Annotated in this window: 19 protein-coding genes, 1 other RNA gene and 1 pseudogene; 7 read left to right on the forward strand and 14 right to left on the reverse strand. The window is 68.9% G+C overall.

What is annotated here, in order from left to right:
• Nucleotides 1–38 precede the first annotated feature (38 nt).
• The 4 genes from BN4252_RS04570 (at nucleotide 39) to BN4252_RS11420 (ending at nucleotide 3366) form a co-directional block, all read left to right on the forward strand.
• Nucleotides 39–980, forward strand: a complete 942-nt coding sequence (locus tag BN4252_RS04570; protein ID WP_078056760.1) for a TDT family transporter — start codon at nucleotides 39–41, stop codon at nucleotides 978–980.
• Between the two features lie 30 nt (nucleotides 981–1010).
• Nucleotides 1011–1631 (forward strand): DUF4230 domain-containing protein, encoded by a 621-nt coding sequence (locus tag BN4252_RS04575; protein WP_066526507.1) that lies wholly within the window; start codon nucleotides 1011–1013, stop codon nucleotides 1629–1631.
• 92 nt (nucleotides 1632–1723) lie between these two features.
• On the forward strand, nucleotides 1724–2338 hold the full coding sequence (locus BN4252_RS04580; protein WP_078056766.1) for a VIT1/CCC1 transporter family protein: 615 nt from the start codon (nucleotides 1724–1726) through the stop codon (nucleotides 2336–2338).
• A 323-nt stretch (nucleotides 2339–2661) separates the two neighbouring features.
• A complete protein-coding gene (locus tag BN4252_RS11420) occupies nucleotides 2662–3366 on the forward strand; it encodes a hypothetical protein (protein WP_066526513.1) in 705 nt (234 codons plus the stop codon).
• A gap of 191 nt (nucleotides 3367–3557) precedes the next feature.
• Here the strand turns inward: BN4252_RS11420 and BN4252_RS11425 are convergent.
• Nucleotides 3558–4031 (reverse strand): annotated as a pseudogene (locus BN4252_RS11425) (GH25 family lysozyme); the annotation flags it as partial.
• Complete coding sequence (locus BN4252_RS04595; RefSeq protein ID WP_066526525.1) at nucleotides 3947–4471, reverse strand: NUDIX hydrolase; 525 nt, start codon at nucleotides 4469–4471, stop codon at nucleotides 3947–3949. The pseudogene BN4252_RS11425 and the gene BN4252_RS04595, both read right to left, overlap by 85 nt.
• A gap of 97 nt (nucleotides 4472–4568) precedes the next feature.
• Between BN4252_RS04595 and BN4252_RS04600 the strand changes: the two genes are divergently transcribed.
• Nucleotides 4569–5402, forward strand: coding sequence for a hypothetical protein (locus tag BN4252_RS04600; RefSeq protein ID WP_066526528.1), 834 nt, complete (start codon nucleotides 4569–4571; stop codon nucleotides 5400–5402).
• A 30-nt stretch (nucleotides 5403–5432) separates the two neighbouring features.
• On the opposite strand, the gene BN4252_RS04605 is transcribed toward BN4252_RS04600, so the two are convergent.
• The 5 genes from BN4252_RS04605 to BN4252_RS04625 are packed head-to-tail and all read right to left on the reverse strand — an operon-like array spanning nucleotide 5433 to nucleotide 12667.
• Nucleotides 5433–6449 carry a trypsin-like serine protease gene (locus tag BN4252_RS04605; RefSeq protein WP_230208570.1) on the reverse strand — a complete coding sequence of 339 codons (1017 nt, stop codon included), beginning with the start codon at nucleotides 6447–6449 and terminating at the stop codon, nucleotides 5433–5435.
• A 14-nt stretch (nucleotides 6450–6463) separates the two neighbouring features.
• Nucleotides 6464–7966 carry a threonine synthase gene (thrC, locus tag BN4252_RS04610; protein ID WP_066526531.1) on the reverse strand — a complete coding sequence of 501 codons (1503 nt, stop codon included), beginning with the start codon at nucleotides 7964–7966 and terminating at the stop codon, nucleotides 6464–6466.
• A 26-nt stretch (nucleotides 7967–7992) separates the two neighbouring features.
• Nucleotides 7993–8283, reverse strand: coding sequence for a hypothetical protein (locus BN4252_RS04615; RefSeq protein WP_066526534.1), 291 nt, complete (start codon nucleotides 8281–8283; stop codon nucleotides 7993–7995).
• Nucleotides 8284–8317: 34 nt separating this feature from the next.
• Nucleotides 8318–11332, reverse strand: coding sequence for a bifunctional [glutamine synthetase] adenylyltransferase/[glutamine synthetase]-adenylyl-L-tyrosine phosphorylase (locus BN4252_RS04620; RefSeq protein WP_066526537.1), 3015 nt, complete (start codon nucleotides 11330–11332; stop codon nucleotides 8318–8320).
• Nucleotides 11333–12667, reverse strand: a complete 1335-nt coding sequence (locus tag BN4252_RS04625) for a glutamine synthetase family protein (protein WP_066526728.1) — start codon at nucleotides 12665–12667, stop codon at nucleotides 11333–11335.
• Nucleotides 12668–12764: 97 nt separating this feature from the next.
• Here BN4252_RS04625 and BN4252_RS04630 point away from each other — a divergent pair, with 97 nt between their 5' ends.
• A complete protein-coding gene (locus tag BN4252_RS04630; protein WP_066526540.1) occupies nucleotides 12765–14375 on the forward strand; it encodes a CYTH and CHAD domain-containing protein in 1611 nt (536 codons plus the stop codon).
• A 2-nt stretch (nucleotides 14376–14377) separates the two neighbouring features.
• Here the strand turns inward: BN4252_RS04630 and BN4252_RS04635 are convergent, their stop codons facing one another.
• Nucleotides 14378–15310: an ABC transporter permease family protein gene (locus tag BN4252_RS04635; RefSeq protein ID WP_066526542.1), complete on the reverse strand. Its 933-nt coding sequence runs from the start codon at nucleotides 15308–15310 to the stop codon at nucleotides 14378–14380.
• A 31-nt stretch (nucleotides 15311–15341) separates the two neighbouring features.
• Nucleotides 15342–15569 carry a hypothetical protein gene (locus tag BN4252_RS04640; protein ID WP_066526544.1) on the reverse strand — a complete coding sequence of 76 codons (228 nt, stop codon included), beginning with the start codon at nucleotides 15567–15569 and terminating at the stop codon, nucleotides 15342–15344.
• 69 nt (nucleotides 15570–15638) lie between these two features.
• Between BN4252_RS04640 and BN4252_RS04645 the strand changes: the two genes are divergently transcribed.
• A complete protein-coding gene (locus BN4252_RS04645; protein ID WP_066526547.1) occupies nucleotides 15639–16844 on the forward strand; it encodes a galactokinase family protein in 1206 nt (401 codons plus the stop codon).
• A gap of 9 nt (nucleotides 16845–16853) precedes the next feature.
• On the opposite strand, the gene BN4252_RS04650 is transcribed toward BN4252_RS04645, so the two are convergent.
• From BN4252_RS04650 to BN4252_RS04670, 5 genes are all read right to left on the reverse strand, one after another.
• Complete coding sequence (locus BN4252_RS04650) at nucleotides 16854–18242, reverse strand: RNB domain-containing ribonuclease (protein ID WP_066526550.1); 1389 nt, start codon at nucleotides 18240–18242, stop codon at nucleotides 16854–16856.
• A 26-nt stretch (nucleotides 18243–18268) separates the two neighbouring features.
• Nucleotides 18269–18678: RNase P RNA component class A (rnpB, locus tag BN4252_RS04655), an RNA gene on the reverse strand.
• Between the two features lie 228 nt (nucleotides 18679–18906).
• Nucleotides 18907–20055 carry a bifunctional RNase H/acid phosphatase gene (locus BN4252_RS04660; RefSeq protein WP_066526555.1) on the reverse strand — a complete coding sequence of 383 codons (1149 nt, stop codon included), beginning with the start codon at nucleotides 20053–20055 and terminating at the stop codon, nucleotides 18907–18909.
• Between the two features lie 10 nt (nucleotides 20056–20065).
• Complete coding sequence (locus BN4252_RS04665) at nucleotides 20066–20749, reverse strand: zinc ribbon domain-containing protein (protein ID WP_066526733.1); 684 nt, start codon at nucleotides 20747–20749, stop codon at nucleotides 20066–20068.
• Between the two features lie 45 nt (nucleotides 20750–20794).
• Nucleotides 20795–21988, reverse strand: coding sequence for a Nif3-like dinuclear metal center hexameric protein (locus BN4252_RS04670; RefSeq protein WP_066526570.1), 1194 nt, complete (start codon nucleotides 21986–21988; stop codon nucleotides 20795–20797).
• Nucleotides 21989–22017: the final 29 nt, after the last annotated feature.

The following is a 22017-nucleotide window of genomic DNA, read 5'->3' on the forward strand; positions in this document are numbered from 1 at the left end:
TCGCGTCCCGGGGGCAAAAGAAATTACCATAGCCTCCCGTGACTGATAAGTTTCGCGAACTCCCCCCGCCCGGGCCCGCGTGGGGCGGCAGCCTCATGGGCACGTCGATTGTCGCCCGCCTCCTCGTTGAGGAGGAGATGATGCTCGCGTCCGGCATCTTCGCCGCGATCGCCTGCGCCATCTTTGTCGCCCTCACCGTGGGCTTCTTTCGCTACCGGCACCCGAGCTTCGGCCGGGCCACCATGGCGGAGTGGTCCATGTTCTTCATCGGCATCCTAGCGCTCGGCGCGGCCCTGTCCGGTCTGACCGGCAGCACGGTCCCGCGCCTGGTGGGTTTCTGGGTCGGCGGCCCAGTCACCGTGATCACGTGGGCGATCCAGCTCACGCGCTTTGAAGGCGAGCCCAAATTCACGTGGGGACTGCCGCTGGTCGGACCGATGATCTCCGCCTCGGTGTCAGGCTGGCTCGCCCGCGACTACGGGCACGTCTACCACGTCATGGGCACCGTTTTGTTCTTCATGTCGCTGCTCACCTCGGTGCCGATCTTCGTCCGTGTGTACTGGGCTGCCTGGCACGGGAAGGTGGACCTGGAGGGGCCGAAATCAGCGACCGCGTGGGTGCCGCTGGGCGTGGTCGGCCAGTCCACCACGGCGCTGCAGATCCTCTACCCCGGCGCCGTCTCGATTTTGTACGGGCGCGTCGCCCTTATCCTGGCCATCCCGCTGGCCCTGTGGGCGATGTACACCTTCTACCCCAACGTGGCCCGCTGGGTGGACTACTCCCCCGCCTGGTGGTCGTGCACCTTCCCGCCCGGCACTGTGAGCATGGGCGGGCACCAGGTAGCCCTGGTCAGTGAGTCGCATTGGCTGGACGTGGTGGCGCTGAGCATCCCCGTCCTGCTGGTGATCCACTGGGGGCTGTGCTCCGGGCGGTTCGTGAGCTGGGTGGTTGAGGGGAGAAAGGGAGCGTCGGCAAGCTAGCCCCGAACCCCTCAAATAGGCTGGAAAACCATGACAAACAAGAACGCGGCCCGCGGCGCGGTAGCGGTGGCGCTGCTGGCCGTCGCGGCGCTCGCCGTGGTGTTGCTTCGCCCCTCGCTGTTCGGCTTTGGCAAGGAGCGCATCGACTCCACCACGATCGGCGCGTCTTTCGGCGACATCGCCGAGCTGGCCACGGAGGAGTACGCGTTTTCGGACGTGGGCAAGTTCGACCAGGAGGGGCTGCAGATCGCCGGCCTGAAGGTGCCGTTCACGGACCGTAATTTCCTGGTCACCTACAGCGGGCGGGTGACGGCCGGTCTGCGAAGCGCGGAGGGGATCGAGGCGAGCGTCGATGACGCCGCGAAGACGCTCACCATCGCGCTGCCGCCGGTGGAGGTGCTGGAGTCGCACATCGACCCGCACAGCGTGGAGGTCTACGACCAGACCATGAACCCCATCAACCAGCTGCGCGTGAGCGACGTCACCGGATTCATTGCCAACCGGGAGGACGCGGCGCGCGAGAAGGCCATCGAGGACGGGCTGCTCGACCGCGCCCGCGACCACGCTGAGCAGCTTATGCTCACCCATGCGAAGGCGCTCACCGCGGGCACGAACATGGATGGCTACGAGCTTTCCGTGCGCTGGAAGTAGCCAAAGCTAACCTAGCAAAACATAGCCTGAGCTGGGATAAGGCAGCCTAAGCACGCTTGCGGGGCTGGCCGGGGGCGGGCATTGTGGTGCGCATGACTACAACGCAGCCGTGCACCCCCGCACCAATCTGCTCCCAAACGGGAAAGACGTGCCGCCACCCCGAGTTCCTCCCCGACCCCGCGCCCGCACCCCGGGCCGTGGGCGAGAAGCTCAACCGCCTGCGCGCCGGCGTGCTCGGCGCCAACGACGGCATCGTCTCCACCGCGGCCGTTGTGGTGGGCGTGGCCGGCGCGACGAGCAGCACCTCGGCTATCGCCACGGCTGGTCTCGCCGCCGTGGTGGGTGGCGCCGTGTCCATGGCGCTCGGTGAGTACGTCTCCGTGTCCTCGCAGCGCGACTCCGAGCGCACCCTCGGCGTCCAGGACGAGGAGCAGGTGAACCCGTGGTCCGCCGGGATCGCCTCCTTCTTCGCCTTCCTCCTCGGCGCGCTGCTGCCCTTCGCCGCCGCCGTACTCGCCCCCGAAAGCTGGCGCGTTGCAGCGATTTTCGCCCTCACTCTCGTCTCCCTCGCAGTGACCGGCACCGTGAGCGCAAAGCTTGGCGACGCCCCCGTCAAACGCAGCGTCGCCCGCGTAGTGATCGGCGGATCCTTGGCACTCGGCGCCACCTTTATCGTCGGCTCCCTGTTCGGGCAGACCGCGCTCTAGAAGGCGGCGGGGCGCGGTGCCGCCCCACGTGCGTTCTGGCGTTTAATCCTGATCTCGGCCGCCGCTGCCCTTGGCTGTACGTTTCCTGTGAGGAGAGAAGGGGGGGTGACGTGCGAATCGGCCAACCCGGCACATAGTTGCAATCCGGAACATTGTTTCCGGAATGCAGATATGCGCCGGATTCGCGTTTGAGGGACATTCCCCCCCCTTGACTCCCTCAATCATCCCTGGCGTTCGGGGAGCACTCCCCGCGTGCACCGCGTGCACACAGCGCTACGTAAGTAAACTGACAGCTGAACCACCCGCACATTTCTGGAGGAACCATGTCCACACCGTTGAACCCCAACCCAGGCGAGCAGCCCAACAACCCGAACCAGTGGAGCACCAAGCCCACGTCCAACCCTGGCAATGCGCAGGCCAACCAGCAGCCCAACCAACAGCCCAACCAGGGCCAGCCCGCCGCGCCGAAGGCGGAAGCACCCAAGCCGGCGGCGGCCAAGCAGATCGAGTGGCCGGTGTGGTTCTACGGCGGCGCGTTCCTGCTCTCCCTGCTCACCAGCTTCCTGGCCGTGGGGCGTGTCAAGGAGGCCAACGAGTACGGCTTTATCAAGTTCGTGATGAACTGGTGGGGATCGGTGTCCATCTCCTCGTCCGGTTTCGGCGGCTTCGCGGAGGCGATGCTGGCAGAGGAGGAGCTCAGCGGCGGCGCGCTCTACGTCATTACCTGCCTTATCGTCCTCGGCCTGCTCGGTGCGGCGGCGTACTTCGCGTGGAAGGGCAGCGAGAAGCAGGCGGGCCTGTTGGGCCTCGCGGCCGCCGCGGTGCAGCTGCTCGCGGTGCTGGTCAAGCTCATCGACATTATCGGCACCGACGGCGTGCACACCGGTGCGGGCTGGTGGCTGTGGCTGCTGCTCGGCCTGGGCACCCTCCTTATCTCGCTGCAGCTGTTCAAGAACGGCCGCGGCGCCGTGGAGGCGAAGTTCAACGAGGCTCGTGCGTCGGCGGGGAAGCGTCGAGAAGCAAAATAAGCCCTACAGCGCGAGGTTGAGATCCACCTCCACGCCGCCGGTGAGGCCGCGGGAGGTGAACTGCCACATCGCGGGGGTGGGGAGGCCGAGGGGGCCGGCGCCGGGGCCTTTTGTTTGGGGGCACCGAGGTCCACCACTGGATTGTCGCCCCACGCCGCGAGCCACAGCTCGCCAAACTCGCGAGGGTCTGCGAGCAGCATGTGCCGGCGCCAGTACGAGGCGGAGGTGTAGACGCCCGCGACGGGCACGCCGGCGGCGGTGAAGCAGCGGTGGGCCTCGCGGACGTCGGCAAGCGAAAGCCCCGCCGGCGACTCCACGTCCAGCCACATCGGCGGCCGGGTGGTGCCGAGCACCGCGACCGACGACGCGACCTGGGCCGCAACCGGGGTGCCCTCGGACGGGGCGCGGAGAAAGTGGTACGCGGCGATCTCCAGCCCGGCGTGCGTGGCCGCGGCGGCGTGCTCGGGGAACGCGGTGTCGCGGTAGTCGCCGTCGGTGGTGCGGATGACCACGAAGTTGAGGAAATCGAGGCCGCGCAGGTCAATGCCGCGCTGGTGCTCGGAGACGTCTGCGCCGAGCCTCACCGCTTGGCAAACCCCATGCGCGGCGCGAAGCCCGCGGGGTGCTTGCGCTGGGCGGCGGCGTCGCCGATGACAAGCCGCCACTTCGGGTCCGTGACCGGCATGTTGGAGATGGGAAACCAGCCGACGTCCACGGATTCGTCGTCGCCGACCACGGGCTCGGCCGCGGGGTCTTCCGGCTCGAGGCGCAGCTGCACCGACATGTAGCTGGCCATATCGCCGTTGCCGTGGGTGACGGGCCCGACCGCACCGACACCCAAAATGGCGGCCGGCCGGGCGCGGATCCCGGTCTCCTCCAGCACCTCGCGCACCGCGCAATCGTGCGCCTCCTCGCCCGGGTCCGCGATGCCGGTCACGGGCGTCCACTCCCCGTTGTCGGCGCGCTTGACAAGGAGCACCTCGGGCACCGCCCAGACCGAATTGTCGGTGGAATCGCGCAGCACCACCGCCGCGACGGACGGCAGCCACATCAGGTCGGTGCCGATCTTCTTGCGGGTCTCCACGATGAACTCCGGGATGGGCACGGCGGACGTCCTCTCTGTAGGGGTGCGGATATGCAGCGAGTGGCCGCGCATTGCGGGGGCGGCCGCGGGCTGATCCGAGTGTAAACTTTCCCGCATCATGAGCACCGTCTACTCCCCCGCCGAGCCGCCCGCGGCCCCGGGCGCGCCCGCGGAGCCGGCGAAGCGCCCCCTGATTCAGCGCATGCCCGCGGCGGCGTTCGTGGTTGGCTACGGCGCGCTGGTGGTGGCCATCGTGGTGTTTGTGGCCATGCTCTCCAGCTACTCCGCGGGCGCGAGCTCGGATCGGGGCGCCTCCTCCACCCTGACCGAGATCACCGAGACTACGGAGACCGCCCGCGCCCCGGAGAAGCAGCTCCCCCACAACCCGGCGCCCGCGGACCAGCAGTCGGTGCGCGAAAGCGTGCGCAGCTACCTCATCGCGGACCTCGAGACGGGCGCCACCCACACCGGCACCTCGGCCCGCGGCGCGTTGACAGAGCTCGCGGAGCAAAGCCCCACCGAGCTCTCCGGCCACCTCTCGCGCCTGCTGGAGCAGAACTGCCTGGACAAGCTGGAGCTCACCACCCAAAAGAACATGCGCATCCTGTTCCAGGGCTTTTGCTTTTCGACGCTCCCCGCAGCCACCATCGCCTCCGCCATCAGCACCGCCAACGAGCTCGGCGCGGACGCCCTGGCGCTGAACAGCTACCATCCCTCGCTGGGCACCGAGATGACCCTGCGCTGGGTGCAGGTCCCGTCCCAGGAGAAGCTGGATGAACTACGCGACGACTGGGACGACATCGACTTCCCCGAGGGCATCCGCCGCCTGCAGTTCAACGCCTACGGCCCCGAGCAGGCCTACTGGCTCTACCACGAGGACGGCGAGGAGCCCTGGTTCATCTCCAGCGAAACGGGCGAGGCCTTTGCCGAGAAGTACGGCTTGCCGCGGTAGGAGAAGCAACCAAAGCGGGTACCTAGGCGGCTACCAGGTCTGCGCCACCCAGGCGGGGTGCGGCACCGCTACCTGGATCACCCGCATCATCTGCTCCACGTTGGAGTAGCTCATCAGCTTCGGGTCCTCCATGCCCTCCCAGCACTCGTCGCCGGCGCGCCCGGCCTCGGTGCCGGATACTACGCCGATGATCACGGCGCGCCCGTTAACCTCGGTGAAGACGGGCCCGCCCGAGTCGCCCTGGTTGGCGCATACGGAGGCGATGTCGCCGAAGGTGGGGTGCGCCTCCTCCACGTCGGTGTTCACAATCTGCACCCGCTCGGTGTCCACGAAGTGGCCGCAGGTGTAGCCCGTCGTGCCGCCGGTCTTGCACACCCGGTCGATCGGTGGGACCTCCACGCCCACGCCCGTGGGGATGGGGTTGCCCACCACCTCCATCAGGCGGTCCGGGTCGGTGATCTCGATGATCCCCACGTCGATGCCCTCCGCCCCCGCGCTGTAAAGGCCCGAGTAGATGAAGCGACCGGCCTCCTGCACGTAGTCCGAGGCAAGGGAGGCGTTGGTGGGCCACACCAAGTCCCCCTCCTTGCCGCAGTGCCCCGCGGTCACGGCGTAGTTGCGGCCAGCGTCGTCCGAGAATGAAAACGCGACGGTGCAGGACTGCGCGGTGAAACTCTCGCCCGGCTGCGGGTAATGGTCCGTGGTCTGGATCTTCGTGCCGGGCGCCCAGAGCGCGAACTGCGGCACGTTGATCACGTTCGCAGGTGGACCTGCGTCATCCACCACGTCGGGGGCGGCCGGGGGCCGCTGCACTTCTTCGAGGGCGCGGCGGTCTTCCATGGTGGCCGTCGGCAAGCGAGATGCGCTGACGCCCACAAACACGACCGCCGCGACGAGCAACGCGACCGCAACCACCGCGAAGACCCACCCCGCGGCGGGAGCCCGCTTCGCGCCGGCGCTTTCAACCGGTTGGTACCTGCGGGCGGCGTTTGGGCGCTGCGGCGCCGGTTCGGGCAGCACCGGGTCGCCCGGGAAATGCTGGGGCACGCGCTGCGTCCGCCCTACTGCGCTGTGTCGCCGGGAGTGTCGTCGGGGGTGACGTCGGTGCGCTCGATCGACTCGGCGATGAACTGCTTGACCGCCTCCGCGTCGTTGGGCAGGTCAGTGACGTGGCGGCCCGCGTCCATAATCGCGGCGAAGCGCTCGGGCACGGCCGGTGCCTCACCGATGGCCTCCGCGATCGTGTCGCCGAACTTCACAGGCAGCGCGGTCTCCAGCACCACCATCGGGGTGTCCACCCGATCCGCCAGCCCGCGCGCCACAAAGACACCGTCCGCGGTGTGCGGATCAATGAGCACACCGTGCTCCTCGTGCACCGCGCGGATGGTGGCTACCCGGTCCGCGTGGGTGGATTTGCCGGAGAGGAACCCGTACTCGCCGCGGATCCGCTCCAGGGCATCCTCCCCGCCCGAGGCGGCACCGAAATCTTCCACCGAGAATCCGCCCTCCTTCACCTTCTGGCCGAAAAGGTCCCCGGTGAGCTTCGCGTCGCGCCCGGTGACGTCGAAGATGAAGCGCTCGAAGTTGGAGGCCTTGGAGATGTCCATGGACGGCGAGGACGTGGCCACCGTCTCCGCGGCGGTGCGGGGGCGGTACTCGCCTTCTGTGAAGAACTCGTTGAGCACGTCGTTCTCGTTGGTTGCCACGATCAGCTTGTCAATGGGCAGCCCCATCTGCTTGGCCACGTGGCCCGCACAAATGTCACCGAAGTTGCCGGTGGGTACGCAGAAGGAGAGGCGCTCCTCGTTCGAGCTGGTGGCCTTGAGGTAGGTGGAGAAGTAGTAGACCACCTGCGCCATCAGGCGCGCCCAGTTGATGGAGTTGACGGCGCCGATGGAGTACTTGGCCTTGAAGGCGGCATCCCCGCTCACGGCCTTAACCACGTCCTGGCAGTCGTCGAACACGCCGTCGAGGGCGATGTTGAACACGTTCGGGTCATCCAAGCCAAACATTTGGGCCTGCTGGAAGGGGGTCATGCGGCCCGCCGGGGTGAGCATGAAGACGCGGATGTTGTCGCGACCGCGCATCGCGTACTCGGCGGAGGAGCCCGTATCACCCGAGGTGGCGCCAAGGATGTTGATCTCCTCGCCGCGCCGGCCCAGCTCGAACTCGAAGAGCTCGCCGAGCAGCTGCATCGCCATGTCCTTGAACGCGGCGGTCGGCCCCTCGGAGAGGTGGGCCACCAAAAGACCGTCTTCAAGCGGGCTCACCGGCACGATCTCCTCCGAGGCGAACTTGCCACCCTCGGTGGTGTAGGCCCGCGCGGTGAGGTCCTCGATCACACCCGCCGGGATGTCGTCCGCAAAGAGTTTGACCACCTCCGCGGCTAGCGCCGCGTAACCACGCTCCGCGAGCAGGGTGCGCCACGCGTCAAGCGTCTCCCCGTCCACCTGCGGGTACACCGCGGGCATGAACAGCCCTCCCTCGGGGCTTAAACCCGTGAGCAGGATGTCGGTGAACTTGCGCGGGACGGACGTGGCGTCGCGAGTAGAGATGTAATCCACAACGCATCATCCTACGGGATGGCCCCCTAGCGCCGCGGCGGCTCCTGGCGCCCGGTGAGAATGTCCACCACGGACCGGATCGCGGCGTCGCCCAACTGCGGCAGCGGGCGGTGGCCGCCCTCGCCGTCGCTCCCGCGCGGGGTCTGCGGGGCCGCCGCCGGCTTGGCGGCCCCGGGCTCCACCGCCAGGGTGAGCTGCTCGCCGTCCAGCTCCAGCGGCGCGGAGCGCTCTACCCCGGCCGCGTGCGCCGCGTCCACCAAGGCCACGAGATCGGCGAACGTAGCGTCAGCGAGGTCGATGCTCAAATTGATAGCCATGCCACCAGCGTAGTTGGGCCACGCTTCACGTTGCCTACTCGTACTCGAGCGTGCCGGGTTCGCCCCAGAACACCTCGTCCACCACGTGGTGGGCGCGGCGAGTGACCCGCAGGTAATCCTCCAGGAACTCCTGCTGGCTGTCCGGGTCGTAGCCCGCGCTTCCGGCAACCTGCGCCAGGTGCGGGCCCGGCGCGGGCAGCTGGTCGGTGCGCTTGCCGGAGACCAGCACGAGCGCGTTGCGCGCCCGGGTGGCCGTGAGCCAGGCCTCGCGCAGCACCCTCGCCTGGCTGCCGGGCAGCACGCCCGGATCATCCAGCTCCACCAGGTAGTCCAGCACCTCGAGCGTGGAGGTGGTGTGCAGCGCCGGGTGGTTGTGCGCGTGCATCATGGTCAGAAGCTGCACGGTCCACTCCACGTCCGCGAGCGCCCCGCGGCCCAGCTTCGTGTGCACGGAGCGGTCCGCGCCGCGCGGGAGCCGCTCGTTGTCCACGCGCGCTTTCATGCGCCGAATCTCGCGCACATCGCTTTGCGACGCTCCCGTGGGCGGGTACCTGAAACCGTCAATCATGTGCAGGAACTTCAGGCCCACCTCCTCGTCGCCGGCCACCGTTGTGGCGCGCAGCAGCGCCTGCTTCTCCCATACCTCGCCCCACTCGCTGTAGTAGCGCTCGTAGGAGGCGATGGTACGCACCACGGCGCCGGAGCGGCCCTCCGGGCGCAGGCCCAGGTCGACCTCCAGCGGCGGGTCCGACGAGGGCTTGTGCAGGCGGGCCCGCATTTGGTCTAGGATCCGCGCCGCCCAGGCCAGCGCCTCGGCTTCTTCGCCGGCGTCGCCGCCGGCACCCGGGACGGGCTCGGCCACCACCATCACGTCCGCGTCCGATCCGTATCCGAGCTCCCCGCCGCCGAGGCGGCCCATGCCGATGATGGCGATGCGGGCGGGCGTCTCGTCCGCGCCGCGCTCGGCCAGGTCGGTGCGGATCTCCGCCAGCAGCGCGGCTTCGAGCACGGCGTCCCAGACGATGGTCAGCTCTTCGCAGACCTGGCGCACCTCCATAAAGCCGAGCAGGTCCGCCGAGGCGATGCGGGCGAGCTCAGCGCGGCGCAGCGAGCGGGCGACGGACACCGCCTTGTCCGCATCGCTGCCGTAGCGCTTGGAGGCGGCGACGATAGCCTTGCGCACCTGGTCCGGCGCGGGCTCGACCAGCCGCGGCCCGTTCGATCCGTCCCCGAGCAGCTTCACGGCCTCGGGCGCGCTGATGAGTAGCTCGGCGGTGTAGGGGGAGTTGCCCAGGATGCGCATGAGGCGCTGGCCCACCACGCCTTCGTCGCGAAGCATGCGCAAAAACCAGCTCTTGTCCTCCGCGGCCTCGGAAAGCTTGCGGTAGTTCAACAGCCCCGCACCAGGATCCGCGGTGCCGGCGAGCCACGTCATGAGCGTGGGCAGCAAGATGGCCTGCAGCTTCGCCTTGCGCGACGTGCCTCGCACCAGTGCGCTGAGGTGGTCGTAGGCGCGGGCCGGGTGGCGGTAGCCGAGGGCGGCGAGGCGGGCTTTGACGGCGTCGGAGGAAAGCTGCGCCTCGCCCACGGACAGGTCAACCACCGCGCTGAGCAGCGGGCGGTAGAACAGGCGCTCGTGCAGGGTGGAAACGGCGTCGCGCACCTGGCGCAGGCGCGATTCCATCTCCCCGACGGCGGTGGCGCGCTTGGTGGCCTTGAAGCCGGCGGCGCGTGCCAGCCAGCGGCGGCGCGGCTCGTCGTCATCCTCCGGCAGCTGGTGCGTGCGCCTGAAGCGCTGCAACTGCAGGCGGTGCTCGAGGAGGCGGAGAAACTCGTAGGCGCCGGCGAGCTGGGTAGCGTCCTCGCGGCCCACATAGCCGCCCTCCATCAGGGCGTCGAGCGCCTCCATGGTGTTCGGCGTGCGCAGCTGCGGGTCGATGCGCCCGTGCACGAGCTGGAGCAGCTGCACGGCGAACTCCACGTCCCGCAGGCCCCCGTAGCCGAGCTTGAGCTCGCGGTGGCGCAGGCCCTCGGGCACATTGTCCAGCACGCGGCGACGCATGGCCTGCACGTCCTCGACGAAGCTGTCGCGCTGGGAGGCCTCCCACACCATTGGCGCGAGCGCGTCCACGTACGCCTGGCCCAGCTCCATATCACCCGCCATGGGGCGCGCCTTGAGCAGCGCCTGGAACTCCCACGTCTGCGCCCAGCGGTTGTAGTACGCCACGTGGGAATCCAGGGTGCGGACCAGCGCCCCGGATTTGCCCTCGGGGCGCAGGTTGGCGTCCACGTCGAAGAAGCAGGCGGAGCCGATCTTCATCATCTCGGCGGCCACCCGGGTGATCTTCGGGGTCACCGGCTCGGCCACGAAGATGACGTCCACGTCGGAGATGTAGTTCAGCTCGCGGGCGCCGCACTTGCCCATGGCGATCACGGCCAGCCGGGCGTCGGGCTCCTCGCTGCCCAAGACGCGCCGCGTGGCCAGCTCAAGGGCGGCGATGAGCGCCGCGTCGGCGATGGCGGTCAGCGCCTCGGTGGTGGCGCGGTAGCCCAGGGGTTCGGCGCCGCCGTGGCCGCGCACCGCCGCGAACGTGCCGGCTAGGTCGGCCGCCGCCACGCGCATCACCAGGGTGCGGTGGGCGCCGCGCAGCGACTCCAGCTCCGCCGCCGAGCCGCCGCCGGTGTTCGCGGCCGCGAGCATCACCTCCAACGCCTCGTCGGCCGACGGCGGGTCCTTGCGCAGCTCGGTCCACAGCTCTGGCTTGGCAATGAGGTGGTCGGACAGGGCAGTGGAGCCGCCGAACAGTGCGAGGAGGCGGGTGCGTAGGAGGGGATCGTCGGCAAGCGATGCTCGAACCGCGGGCCAATCACCCACCGCACGGTGGAAGCGGTGCAGCGCGTTCAGCGCCAGATCGGGGTCGGCCGCGCCCGCGAGCGTCCACAGCAGCGCCTCGTCGGTGAGGCCCATCTCCGCCAAATCCTCCGCCGCGCGCTCGCTGGTCAGGCCCAGCTTGGCGGGGCTGGGCAGCGCGGCCGAATCGGCGGCCATCTAGAGGTCCAGCCCGGTGTCGATCTCCCACGGCGTGACCTGGGAGGTGTACTCGTGCCACTCGTCCCACTTCGCGCGCAGGTAGAACTCGAAAACCTGCTCGCCCAGCACTTCCGCCATGAACTCGGAGCGCTCGAGGTAGCGCAGCGCCTCGTCGAGGGAGTTCGGCAGGTCGCGGTAGCCCATCGCGCGGCGCTCGCGGCGGGTGAGCGCGAAGACGTCATCGCGCGCCGGCTCGTCCAGCTCGTACTCGCCCTCGATGCCCTTCAGGCCGGCTGCGAGCACCGCCGCGAACGCCAGGTACGGGTTGCAAGCGGAGTCCAGCGAGCGCACTTCGATGCGGCGCGACTCCGCCTTGTGCAGGCGGTACGTGGGCACGCGCACCATCGCCGAGCGGTTGGAGATGCCCCAGGTGGCGGCGGTGGGCGCCTCCGAGCCGAACTGCAGGCGCTTGTACGAATTCACCCACTGGTTGGTCACCGCCGAGATCTCGCGGGCGTGCTCGAGGATGCCAGCGATGAACTGGCGGCCCACCACGGACAGGCTGATCTCGTCGTCCGGGTCGTGGAAGGCGTTCGTCTCGCCCTCGAACAGGGAGAAGTGGGTGTGCATCGCGGAGCCGTCGAGGTCCTTAAAGGGCTTTGGCATGAAGGTTGCGTGCACGCCGGTGGATTCCGCGACGGTTTTGACGATGTACTTGAACGTCACGATGTTGTCCGCCATCGTCAGCGCGTCCGTGTGGCGCAGGTCGATCTCCTGCTGCCCGGGCGAGGCCTCGTGGTGGGAGAACTCGGTGGTGATCCCCATGTATTCCAGGGCCGAGATCGCTTGTCGACGCAACTTGGGAGCCTCATTCCGCTTCGCCTGGTCGAAATACCCGCCCTTGTCCGCCGGCCGCGGGCCGTCGTCGGGAGCGCCCGGCTTCGTCACGTAAAACTCGATCTCGGGGCTGGCGAAGAACTCGAAGCCCATTTCGCGGGCCGCGTGCATTTGGCGGCGCAGCACCTGGCGCGGGTCCGCGTACAGCGGGTCTCCGTCCGGCATGGTGATGTCGCAGAACAGCCGGGCCGTTTGCAGGCCCGCCGCCTCGTCGAACGGCAGCGGCTGGTAGGTGGACGGGTCCGGGCGCAGCAGCGTGTCCGACTCGGAGATGCGGCTGAAGCCCTCGATGGAGGACCCGTCGAACCCCACGCCCTCCTCGAACGCGCTCTCCAGCTCCGCGGGCGACATCATCACCGTTTTCAGCGAGCCAAAGATGTCGGTGAACCAGAGACGGATGAACGCGATCTCCTGCTGTTCCACCAGCCGGAGCACGTTGTCGGTTTGTGAGCTCATGGTGGCCAAGTCTAGGCCGTTGCCGCCGTTGTCCACGTCCCCTTTTCACACCCACGGCTATGGTTGGGGTGGACAAACGAAAGTAAGGAGACTTCCCATGGCCAACGCCCCAGAGAAGCACCTCGAGGTTGAACTCAAACTTGCCGTGGATGAGCAGACCAGCGTCCCCGACCTGGCGCAGCTGCCCGGCGTCGCCTCCATGCTGGGTACCGAGCAGCACAATTTGTCTGCCATTTATTACGACACCAAGGATCTGCGCCTCACCCGCCAGAAGATCACGCTGCGCCGCCGCACCGGCGGCTCGGACGACGGCTGGCACATGAAGATCCCCGCAGGCGACGGCCGCCGCGAGCTGCGCCTCCCGCTGGAGGATCCGGCGCAGGTGCCGAGCGAGCTTTTGGAGCAGGTCCGCGCCATCGTGCGCAACGAGCCGCTCGAGCCGATCGCGCAGGTGGACAACCGCCGCGTGGAATCCAAGCTGGCCGGCGAGAACGGCGAGCCGGTGGCGGAGTTTTGCGACGATCACGTCACCGCCTGGTCCCTGCTGCCCGGCGGCCAGCGCACGTCCTGGCGCGAGTGGGAGCTGGAGTTGGACGAGGCCGTGGCGGGCACCGAGGAGGGCGCGAGCATCATCCGCCAGGCCACCTCGTTCCTGATCGCCTCGGGCGCGCGCAAGTCCTCCTCCCCGTCCAAGCTCTCCACCGCGCTGGGCGACAGCATCCACACCGCCCCGAAGCCGCCGCACCTGCAGTCCGAAGGCATCGACGAGGACTCCCCCGCCGCGGCGGTGGTCGAGGCGCTGCGCGTGCAGCGCGACCAAATCGTGGAGTGGGATCCGCGCGTGCGCGCGGACGAATTCGATTCCGTCCACCAGCTTCGCGTTGCCACCCGCGAGATGCGTTCCCTGCTGGAGACGTTCGAGGGCATCCTCGAGGGTGACGAGCTGCAGCACCTCGAGGCGGAGCTGAAGGAGACCGCGGCCGTACTCGGCGTCGCGCGAGATGCGGAGGTTGTCGAGGAGCGCTTCCTGGAGCTTTTGGACACCGACGAGAGCGGGCTTATCGACGACTCCGCGCGCAACCACATCGAAAACGACATGCGCGCGGACTACGAGGCCGCCCACGCGGAGATCGTCGAGATGCTGAACTCCGAGCGCTTCCTCACCATGCTGGACGCCATCGACGAGCTACTGGCCAACCCGCCGGTCGCGCTCGGCGAGGACAGCGGCGAGGGCAGTGAGCGCGAGGGCACTGAGGGGCCAAAGGAGCTCAAGAAGGAATCCCGCGGGATCATGCTCGATCACCTTGAGAAGGCGTTCAAGAAGGTGATCAAGCGCGACAAGCTGGTGGACGAGTACTACCACGACACGGACCTGCCCCTTACCGACCGCGAGGAGTACGTCCACGACGTGCGCAAGGCCGTGAAGAAGCTGCGCTACGCCACCTCCGCCGCGCAGCAGGCCGGCGTGAAAACCGGACGCCTGGCAAAGGCCGCCAAGGCGATGCAGTCCGTGCTGGGCGATTTCCAGGATGCCGTAACCTCCCGCGACCGCATCCTGCGCCTTGCCGGTACGGCGCGCGAGCGCGGCGAGGACACCTTCGCCTACGGCGTGCTCTACCAGCGAGAACTCGACCGCGGGAACAAGGCGTTCGCGGGCTACGACGAAGCCATGCGCGAGCTGAAGAAGGCCTTCAAGAAGGTCAAATAAGGTCAAGTAAGCAGGTCTGGGAGGCTCGGTCTTACACGCGGCGCAGGGCCGCGAGCGGCGGGATAGCCGCGGCCCTGCGCGATACCGCCCACCGCGCCGATGCTGCGCAGCAACGCGATGTCCCTGGTGCTGCGGGCGAGCTGCAGCTGGTAGTTGTTGCCGATCACCACGAAGGCAGCGAGCACAGACACCGCGCTCAAAAGGCGCAGGGTCAGCGCTATCGTCCGCGTGCCCACGGCGTACTTCAACGCGTTCGCCGCCACGTACGCCTTGCTCGTGGCGACTGTCGCCCCCGCGTCCGCAGCTTCTGCGAGGTCACCGACTCGGCGGGAAACCTCCTCGGCGGCGTCGTCGGTGGCGACGAGCAGCGACGTGGCCCCTCGGGTACCGAGCAGGCGCTGCGCGGTGGACAGGTCGCACATGAGCGTCGGCAAGCTCGGCTCTTCCGTCGCACCCAGCGCCGCGGTTGCTGTGCCGACGATCACGACGCCCTCCGACCCGCCGGCCTCACCCTCCACGGCGATGTGCGCGCCGACGGGGTAGCGCGTGGGTTTACCGGCAACCTCCACGAGCAAGGCCTCGTTCTCGCCTGCAGGCAGGCGCCCGCGGGTGATGGTGAGCAAGGTGTCGTCGATAAGCACCTGCACCCCGAGGACGGTGGGCGGCTCCGTACGGGTGACCGCGATGCCCGCGGCCTGTTCGGTAACGCCGCGAACACCCGGGAGGGCGCGGATACCCCCGGCGAGCGAGGGCGGCAAGCCCGACTCGCCACCGGGCGCGGTGACAACAACCGACGCATCGCCGATGGATGCGCGGGCCGCTCGTGCGAGGTCGCTTTGCATACCGTGCTGGATGAGATGGGTGAAACTCACCAGCGCGGTGGCGAGGAGCACGGCGAGCAACGTCGCCGGCGAGATTCGGGTGGCGTTGCGCATGCTCGCTTGCCGGCGGGGGCGGCGGAGGACCCTACTTCCCGTCCTTGTCCCCGTTTTTGTCCCAGGACGGGGTGACTCCCCAGTTGTCGTCCGCCTCATCCGCGGCGTCCGCGCGCTTGGTGCGCTCCTGGGCGGTGGTCAGGGCGCGCTCGGCCTCCTCGCGGGTGTCGTACGGGCCCATGCGGTTGTCCCAGGACTCGGTCTTGCCCTGCGTGACCTCCCCCGTGGTGGGGTTGAAGTAGAACTGCTCCTGCGCCATGACGGACTCCTTCTCAGCGGGTGATGTAGGCCCCCAACACTACCTGCCCGCGTTGGTAGGGTGGTGCGCATGCCGATGTGGAACCGCCCCGAGAAAAGCCCGGTAGAGCGCGCCAAAGCAGCGCACGAGCGCCGCACCGGCGCGGCTCCCGCGCACACCGCCTCAGCCCCCGGGACCTGGGTGCTGATCGGCGAGAACGTCGACCACTTCGGCGGCGTCACGGTGATGGGGTTGAGCAACCTGCGCGCCGCGGCCTGCGTCAGCGCCCGCGACGACGAGCTGATCACGGTGCACGCCGAGGGGCCATACACGGAACCTGTGGACGGCTCGACCACGTTGGCGCAGCTTGTGGCAGGTGAGGGCGGTGCCTCTGCCGGCCTGACACGCCGCTTTGCCGGGTTGGTGCAGACGATGATCGCCCGCCAGGTGCTGCCGCGCGACACCGCGGGGCTGGACATCACCGTGGTCTCAGACATCCCGCTCGGGGCGGGGCTCGGGTCCCTCTACGCGGCCGACGCCGCCGTCGCGCTGGCCCTCACGGGCGAGCACGAGGACCGCGACGAACCGCCGATGCGCGCCCGGCTGGCAGACATCTGCTCCGCGGCCGTGAACAACTACTCCTCCCTAGCCGTACTGCGCGCCCGCCACACCGTCGCCCTGCGCGGGGTGGCGGAACAGATCAGCGTGGTGGACTACGCGGACGGCTCGCTCACCCCCGCGCCCTACCCCGGCAAGCTCGGCGTGCGCATTTTCTCCGTCGCCGCCGCGCTGGGCCAACCCCACGGCGAGCAGAAGGAGCGCATTGCCGTGCGGCGCGGCTTCATCGACGAGGCGGTGAGCAACTTCGGTGTGACCTCGCTGCGCGAAGTGCCGGACAGCGTGGACCGCGTAACGGAGTGGGTGGAGGCCCGCCGCGATGCCGGCGACGCAGGCGCGCCGGAGCCCGCAGTAGCCCGGCGCTGGGTGCGCTTCTGCGAGACCGAAACGCTGCGCAGCCTCGCCGCCGCGAAGGCGCTGCGCTCCCGGCGCGGCAACGAGCTGTTCACGCTGCTCAACTCGCCCTCCGAGGCCCACGACATCGACACCCCGGATGCGCTGGTGCACCTCGCCCTCGAACGCGGCGCTGCCGCGGCCCGCCCGGCGGCCTCCGGCACGTCCCAGGCGGTAATCGCCTTCGTGCCCGTCCGGGCCGCAGACGACTTCGCCTCCCGGTTCGCCCAGGACTTCGAGGTTGTGGAGGTCACCCCGGGCGAGCCCGCCCGCGCGGAGGATTAGCGCTGGGGATTAATCCGCCGGCCAGGCGAACTCCACCTCTCGCGCCTTCGGGTCAGCCCGCACCAGGGAGAACACCCCTTCCGTGCCCTCCTGCGGCGCACCGATGGAGGGCGCGAGCACCGGCGGGTGGGTGACGAAGATGCGCGAGCGCTCCGGCGCGCGTTTGAGCACGAGCCCATCGAAGTTGTGGCCCACCCACGGCGCGAGCACGGTGGCCTCGGTGAGGTTCAGGGCGGCTTTGTCCACCAGGTTGGCCAGCTGCGAGGTGCGGGCCATGGTCTGTAGCACCTCCGGGGCGCCGTCGGTTACCCAGGCGGGCACCTCCGTGCCGCCGCAGATGGCCAGGCACACCTCGGTGGCGTAGCGGTCAATGAGCCTGCGCAGCGGCGCAGTGACGTGGCTGTAGTACCCGCCGATACCGGCGTGCACCTCGGGCTCGGCGCGGCTGAGGTCCACGTAACCGGAGGCGCGCAGCAGCTTCTTCGCCTCCCGCATCACCGCCATACCCCGCGGTGTATCCGGATCCACGCCCGCCAGGAACTCGCCGATGCAGTCCGCGGCAGGTGGGGTGTAGCCCAGGTTGCGCGTCTCGCGGCGGAACTCCTCGGTGGCGTCCTCAGGCGCGGGCCCCAAGGTGCGCAGGAACCCCACGCCGGCGTCCACCATCATGCTCCCGGCCACCATGCCGGTAAGCAGCGAGATCTCGCTGTTGTAGTCCATCACTGGGTGGCGCGGCTCGATCACCAGCTCGAACGAGCCGGCGTCCTCCACCACCCGCACGCTGGGAAGGCGCAGGTTGATAGCCGAGCGGCGCAACGAGGACTGTTGCCGCAGCCGCCCCACCCGCTCGAGGGCAGAGATAGACGGGTGGACCCGGCCGCGCTCCAAATCCGCCTGCACGCCGTCATAATTTAAGCGGGCGCGTGAGCGCACCAGCGCGCGCTCCACGTGGGCGGCGTCCACCTCCCCCGATTCGTCCAGGTCAAAGGTCCACAGCACCGCGGGTCTGTCCACCCCGGGCAGCAGCGACGCGGCGTCCTCGGAAATCGCGGGCGGATGCAGGCGCGCAGGCTCGTCGGGCAGGTAGATAGTCTGGCCGCGCACCAAGGACTCGCGCTTGACCTCGCCGGCCGGTTCCACAAACGCCGCCACATCCGCGATGGCGTAGTGCACCCGGTATCCCGCAGCACGCTCCTCGATGCACACTGCCTGATCCAGGTCCTTAGAACCGGGCGGGTCGATGGTGACCAGCTCGATGCCGCGGGCGTCGAGGCGCTTGCCCTCGAAGCGGTCGCGCAAGGTGTCCGCCTCGGCGAGCACCTTGGGCGGGAAGTCGGTGGGCACGCCGAACTCGCTCGCGAGCCCCCGGAAACTCAGTGGAGCGGCGTACAGCTTCATGGTGGCCCATCGTGCCAGATGTGGGGCGAATGAGTCGGCCTATGAGCCGGATTCTGTTCCCCTGACGGGGCGGCGACCATCCATCTGGACCACCCATTGCTGGGCGCCTCAAGCAGCTACCTTCGGACATGGGCGGGCAGCCTCATTGCGTCCGACGACCCCCGCCGCACGCGGCGCGGATTCTTGCCTTGCTCCCGGTGGGGTTTACCTGGCCGCGTGTGTCACCACCCGCGCCGGTGCGCTCTTACCGCACCCTTTCACCCTCACCCGCACGCCCCGAGGGGCGGCGGGCGGTCTACTTTCTGTTGCACTTTCCCGCGGATCGCTCCGGGTTGCCGTTAGCAACCACCGTGCCCTGTGGAGTCCGGACTTTCCTCGACCTGCGCCTTCCCGTTTTACGGTGGTTCGCAAACGCCGCGGCCGCCCGGCCGGCTCATTCGCGTGTGCGAGTGTACGCTTGCTGCTTCTCCGCGTTCAACCTCCGGGCATCGGAGGGCCCACCCCAATGTCTGCTAGTGGCCAGCGGCCGGCTGCTAGCAGATAGGACGCCGAGCCGAGCGTTTTCCCAGCTGGTGTTGAAAACGATTACCGTTACAGTGGTGATCTGCTAGTGGCCAGCGGAAGCCACTAGCAGATGTGGAGATACAGGCCCGCCAGGCCCGCCCTACCGGTGGTGGGCCACGTCGTTTACGCAGCGCACCACCCCGTAGTCCCCATAAAAATCGACCACGGAGATGCTGGCCAAATCCAGGAACAGGTGCTTGAACATGTCCGCGTTCGCCCCCAACGCCTGGCGGATCACAGACTTGATGGGCGTCATGTGCGTCACCACCAGCACGGTTTGGCCCGAGTGGCGCTCTTGCAGTTTGAGCCTGGTGCGGCTCACGCGGCGGTGCAGCGCCGTGAGCGACTCGCCGCCAGGGGGCGCGTTGTTCGGCGACGCCTGCCACTGGTCGAACGCGTCCTTGTCCTTTGCCACGATCTCGTCGCGGGTCAGCCCCTCGAACTCGCCGAACGCGATCTCCCGCAGGCCCTCCTCGGTGATCACCTCAAGCTCGAGCGCGTCCGCCGCGGCCCGGGCAGTCTCCTGCGCGCGGGTTTGCGGGGAGGCGACGATGGCGTCGATACGCCCGAGCGCGCGCAGCGCCTCGGCCGCCCGGCGCGCCTGCTCGCGGCCGGTGTCAGTGAGCGCCGGGTCGGAGGTGCCGGAAAAGCGCTGTTCGGCCGAGTGCTGGGTCTGGCCGTGGCGTAGCAGGATGAACCGGGTGCGCGGCTGATCAGTCCCGGCCCAGTGCGCCGGCGTCGCGGTCTGGTGCGACACGGCAGGCGCAGCGGGAGCGGCAGGCGCAGCGGGAGCGGCGGGAGCGGCGGGAGCGGCGGGCGCGCCGAGGATGCGTGGCGTGCCATCCTTGGCGGCGGCGTCCATGGCCACGTTGGACAGCTCGTCGGCCTTCTTGTTTTTGGCGCGTGGCACCCAGGTGTAGGTCACCTCGTCGAACCCGGCGGCGAGCTTGCGGGCCTTAACGGCCAGCTCCTTCATGTCCGGGTGCTTGATTTTCCACCGGCCGCTCATTTGCTCGACCACCAGCTTCGAGTCCATGGACACGTCCACGGCGGTGGCGCCCAGCTCGGCCGCCGCTTCTAGGCCGCGCAGCAGGCCGTGGTACTCGGCCACGTTGTTGGAGGCCTTCTTGCCCACCACGTAGGCGATTTCGGCGAGGGTCTTACCGGAGGCGTCGTAAAGCACGGCCCCAGACCCGGCAACGCCGGGGTTGCCGCGGGATCCCCCGTCGCAAAACAGCGTGACGCGCATCGCTTCCCCTTTACTCGGCCGGGCTGACGCGCACCAGGAGGGTGCCGCAGTTGGGGCAGGTGGGCAGCTCGTCCGCGTCGGCGGCGAGCACCTCTGCGCGCTCGGCGGGCGGGAGCTGGATAAAACAGCCCTTGCAGGTACGTCCGTTGAAAGCGGCGGCGGAGATGTCGTCGTAAAGCGAAAGCACCTTGTCGGGCAGCTTCGCGCGGAGGCGGTCAGTGTCCACGGCCTCGCGGGGCGGCAGGGCATCCACCGCGCGGCGGGCGGCGTCGATCTGGCGGTCCAACTCGTCCAGGCGCGCGCCGTGGTTGTCGCGGTTGTTGCGCAGCGCCGCGATCTCGTTGTGGGCCTCCTTCAGCTCGGAGAGAAGGTCCGCGATGCGGGACTTCGCGGCGTAGCGGTCGTGCTCCAGATCCTTGCGGCGCTCGGGGTCCGTCTCGGCGGTGAGCTGGCGCTTGTCATCCAGCTCGCGGCGCTTCAGCTTGCGTTCGTCCTCCTGGATGCGCAGGATCTCCAGTTCCATGTCGTCCACGGCCAGCTGGGCGGAATTCGCCGCCGCGGCGAGGCGCTCGCGCTTGGCGGTCAGCTCCGCCAGCTCGCGCTCCTCCGGGCGCGGGCCTGACGGCTGGGCGGCGGCGCGCTCTGCCTCGGCGAGCTCGAGCAGCACGGGCTGCAGTTCTCTGGATAGGTGCACGGCGGTTGCCATCTCCTTACTGTTTGACGTTCGCTTTTAGCGCTTCTAGCGCTTCGAGCGCTCGGGGTGCGCGGACACGGTCCACGGGTCGGTGCGGATGCGCAGGATCTCGGTGTCCACGCCTAAAGGGGCAACAATACCCGCGGCCTGCTCGGTCCACGGGAATTCGCTGGCCCAGTGGGCGGTGTCGATCACGGCGGGCCCGCCCGCGCGCAGGTGCTCGTCCACCGGGTGGTGGCGCAGGTCGGAGGTGACAAAGACGTCCACGCCCAGCTTCCGGGCGTCGTCCAGGAAGCCGTCGCCCGCGCCCGAGGAAACAGCCACACGCTTGACCATGCGTTCCGGGTCGCCGGCCGCGCGCACGCCCCACACCGTCTCCGGCAGCGCGTTGGCCACCCGCCGCGTGAATTGCGCCAGCGTCATCGCCTCCGGCAACTCGCCGATCCGACCCAAACCTGTCGCATGAGCCAGGTCAGCGGTTTCAGCTATCTGCACCACGTCAAAGGCGGGCTCCTCGTATGGGTGCGCCTCACGCAGCGCGCTCACCAGCGTCCGACGCAGCCGTGTCGGGGCAACGAACTCGACCCGCGTCTCCGCCCCCTCGTGGTGCTGGCCAACCGCGCCCTCGGCCGGGTCCGCCCCCTCCAGCGGCGTGAACTCGCCGGTGCCGCGCACGCTGAACGCGCACTCGCGGTAATCCCCGATCGCGCCCGCCCCGGCATCGAACAGGGCGGCCTTCACCCTCGCCGCGTCCGCGTCCGGCACCTGCACGCCCCACTTGTCCGTGCCGGAGGTGAGCACCGGTTTGATCGGGCGGCCGGGCGTGATGCCCACCAGCTCGGCCAGCTTGTCGGACACGCCGGGGCGCGCCGAATCCGCGTTCGTGTGCGCCGCGAACAGCGCCACGCCGCCTTTGAGCAGCGTGTGGATCACCCTGCCCTTCGGAGTGTCCGCCGCCACCGAGTGCACGCCGCGCAGCAGCAGCGGGTGGTGCACCACCAGCATTTGCGCTTGCTTATCGACGGCCTCCCGAGCAACCTCCAACGTGCAGTCGAGCGCGAACACCACCTTGCGCACCGGGTCGGCCGGATCCCCGCAAATGAGGCCCACCTGATCCCAGCTCTCGGCGAGCTCGGGCGGGTAGGCCTCCTCCAGTGCGCGGACCACGTCGGCGACGGTGGTTCTCGTAGTCGCTGCGGCGGCGGGCGGGGCGGTGCGTGGTGCGGCGTGGTCGGTCATGGCACCCAGCCTACAAATTGGGCATGCTG

Origin of the sequence: Corynebacterium bouchesdurhonense (genome assembly GCF_900078305.2) — a bacterium.
GTDB lineage: Bacteria > Actinomycetota > Actinomycetes > Mycobacteriales > Mycobacteriaceae > Corynebacterium > Corynebacterium bouchesdurhonense.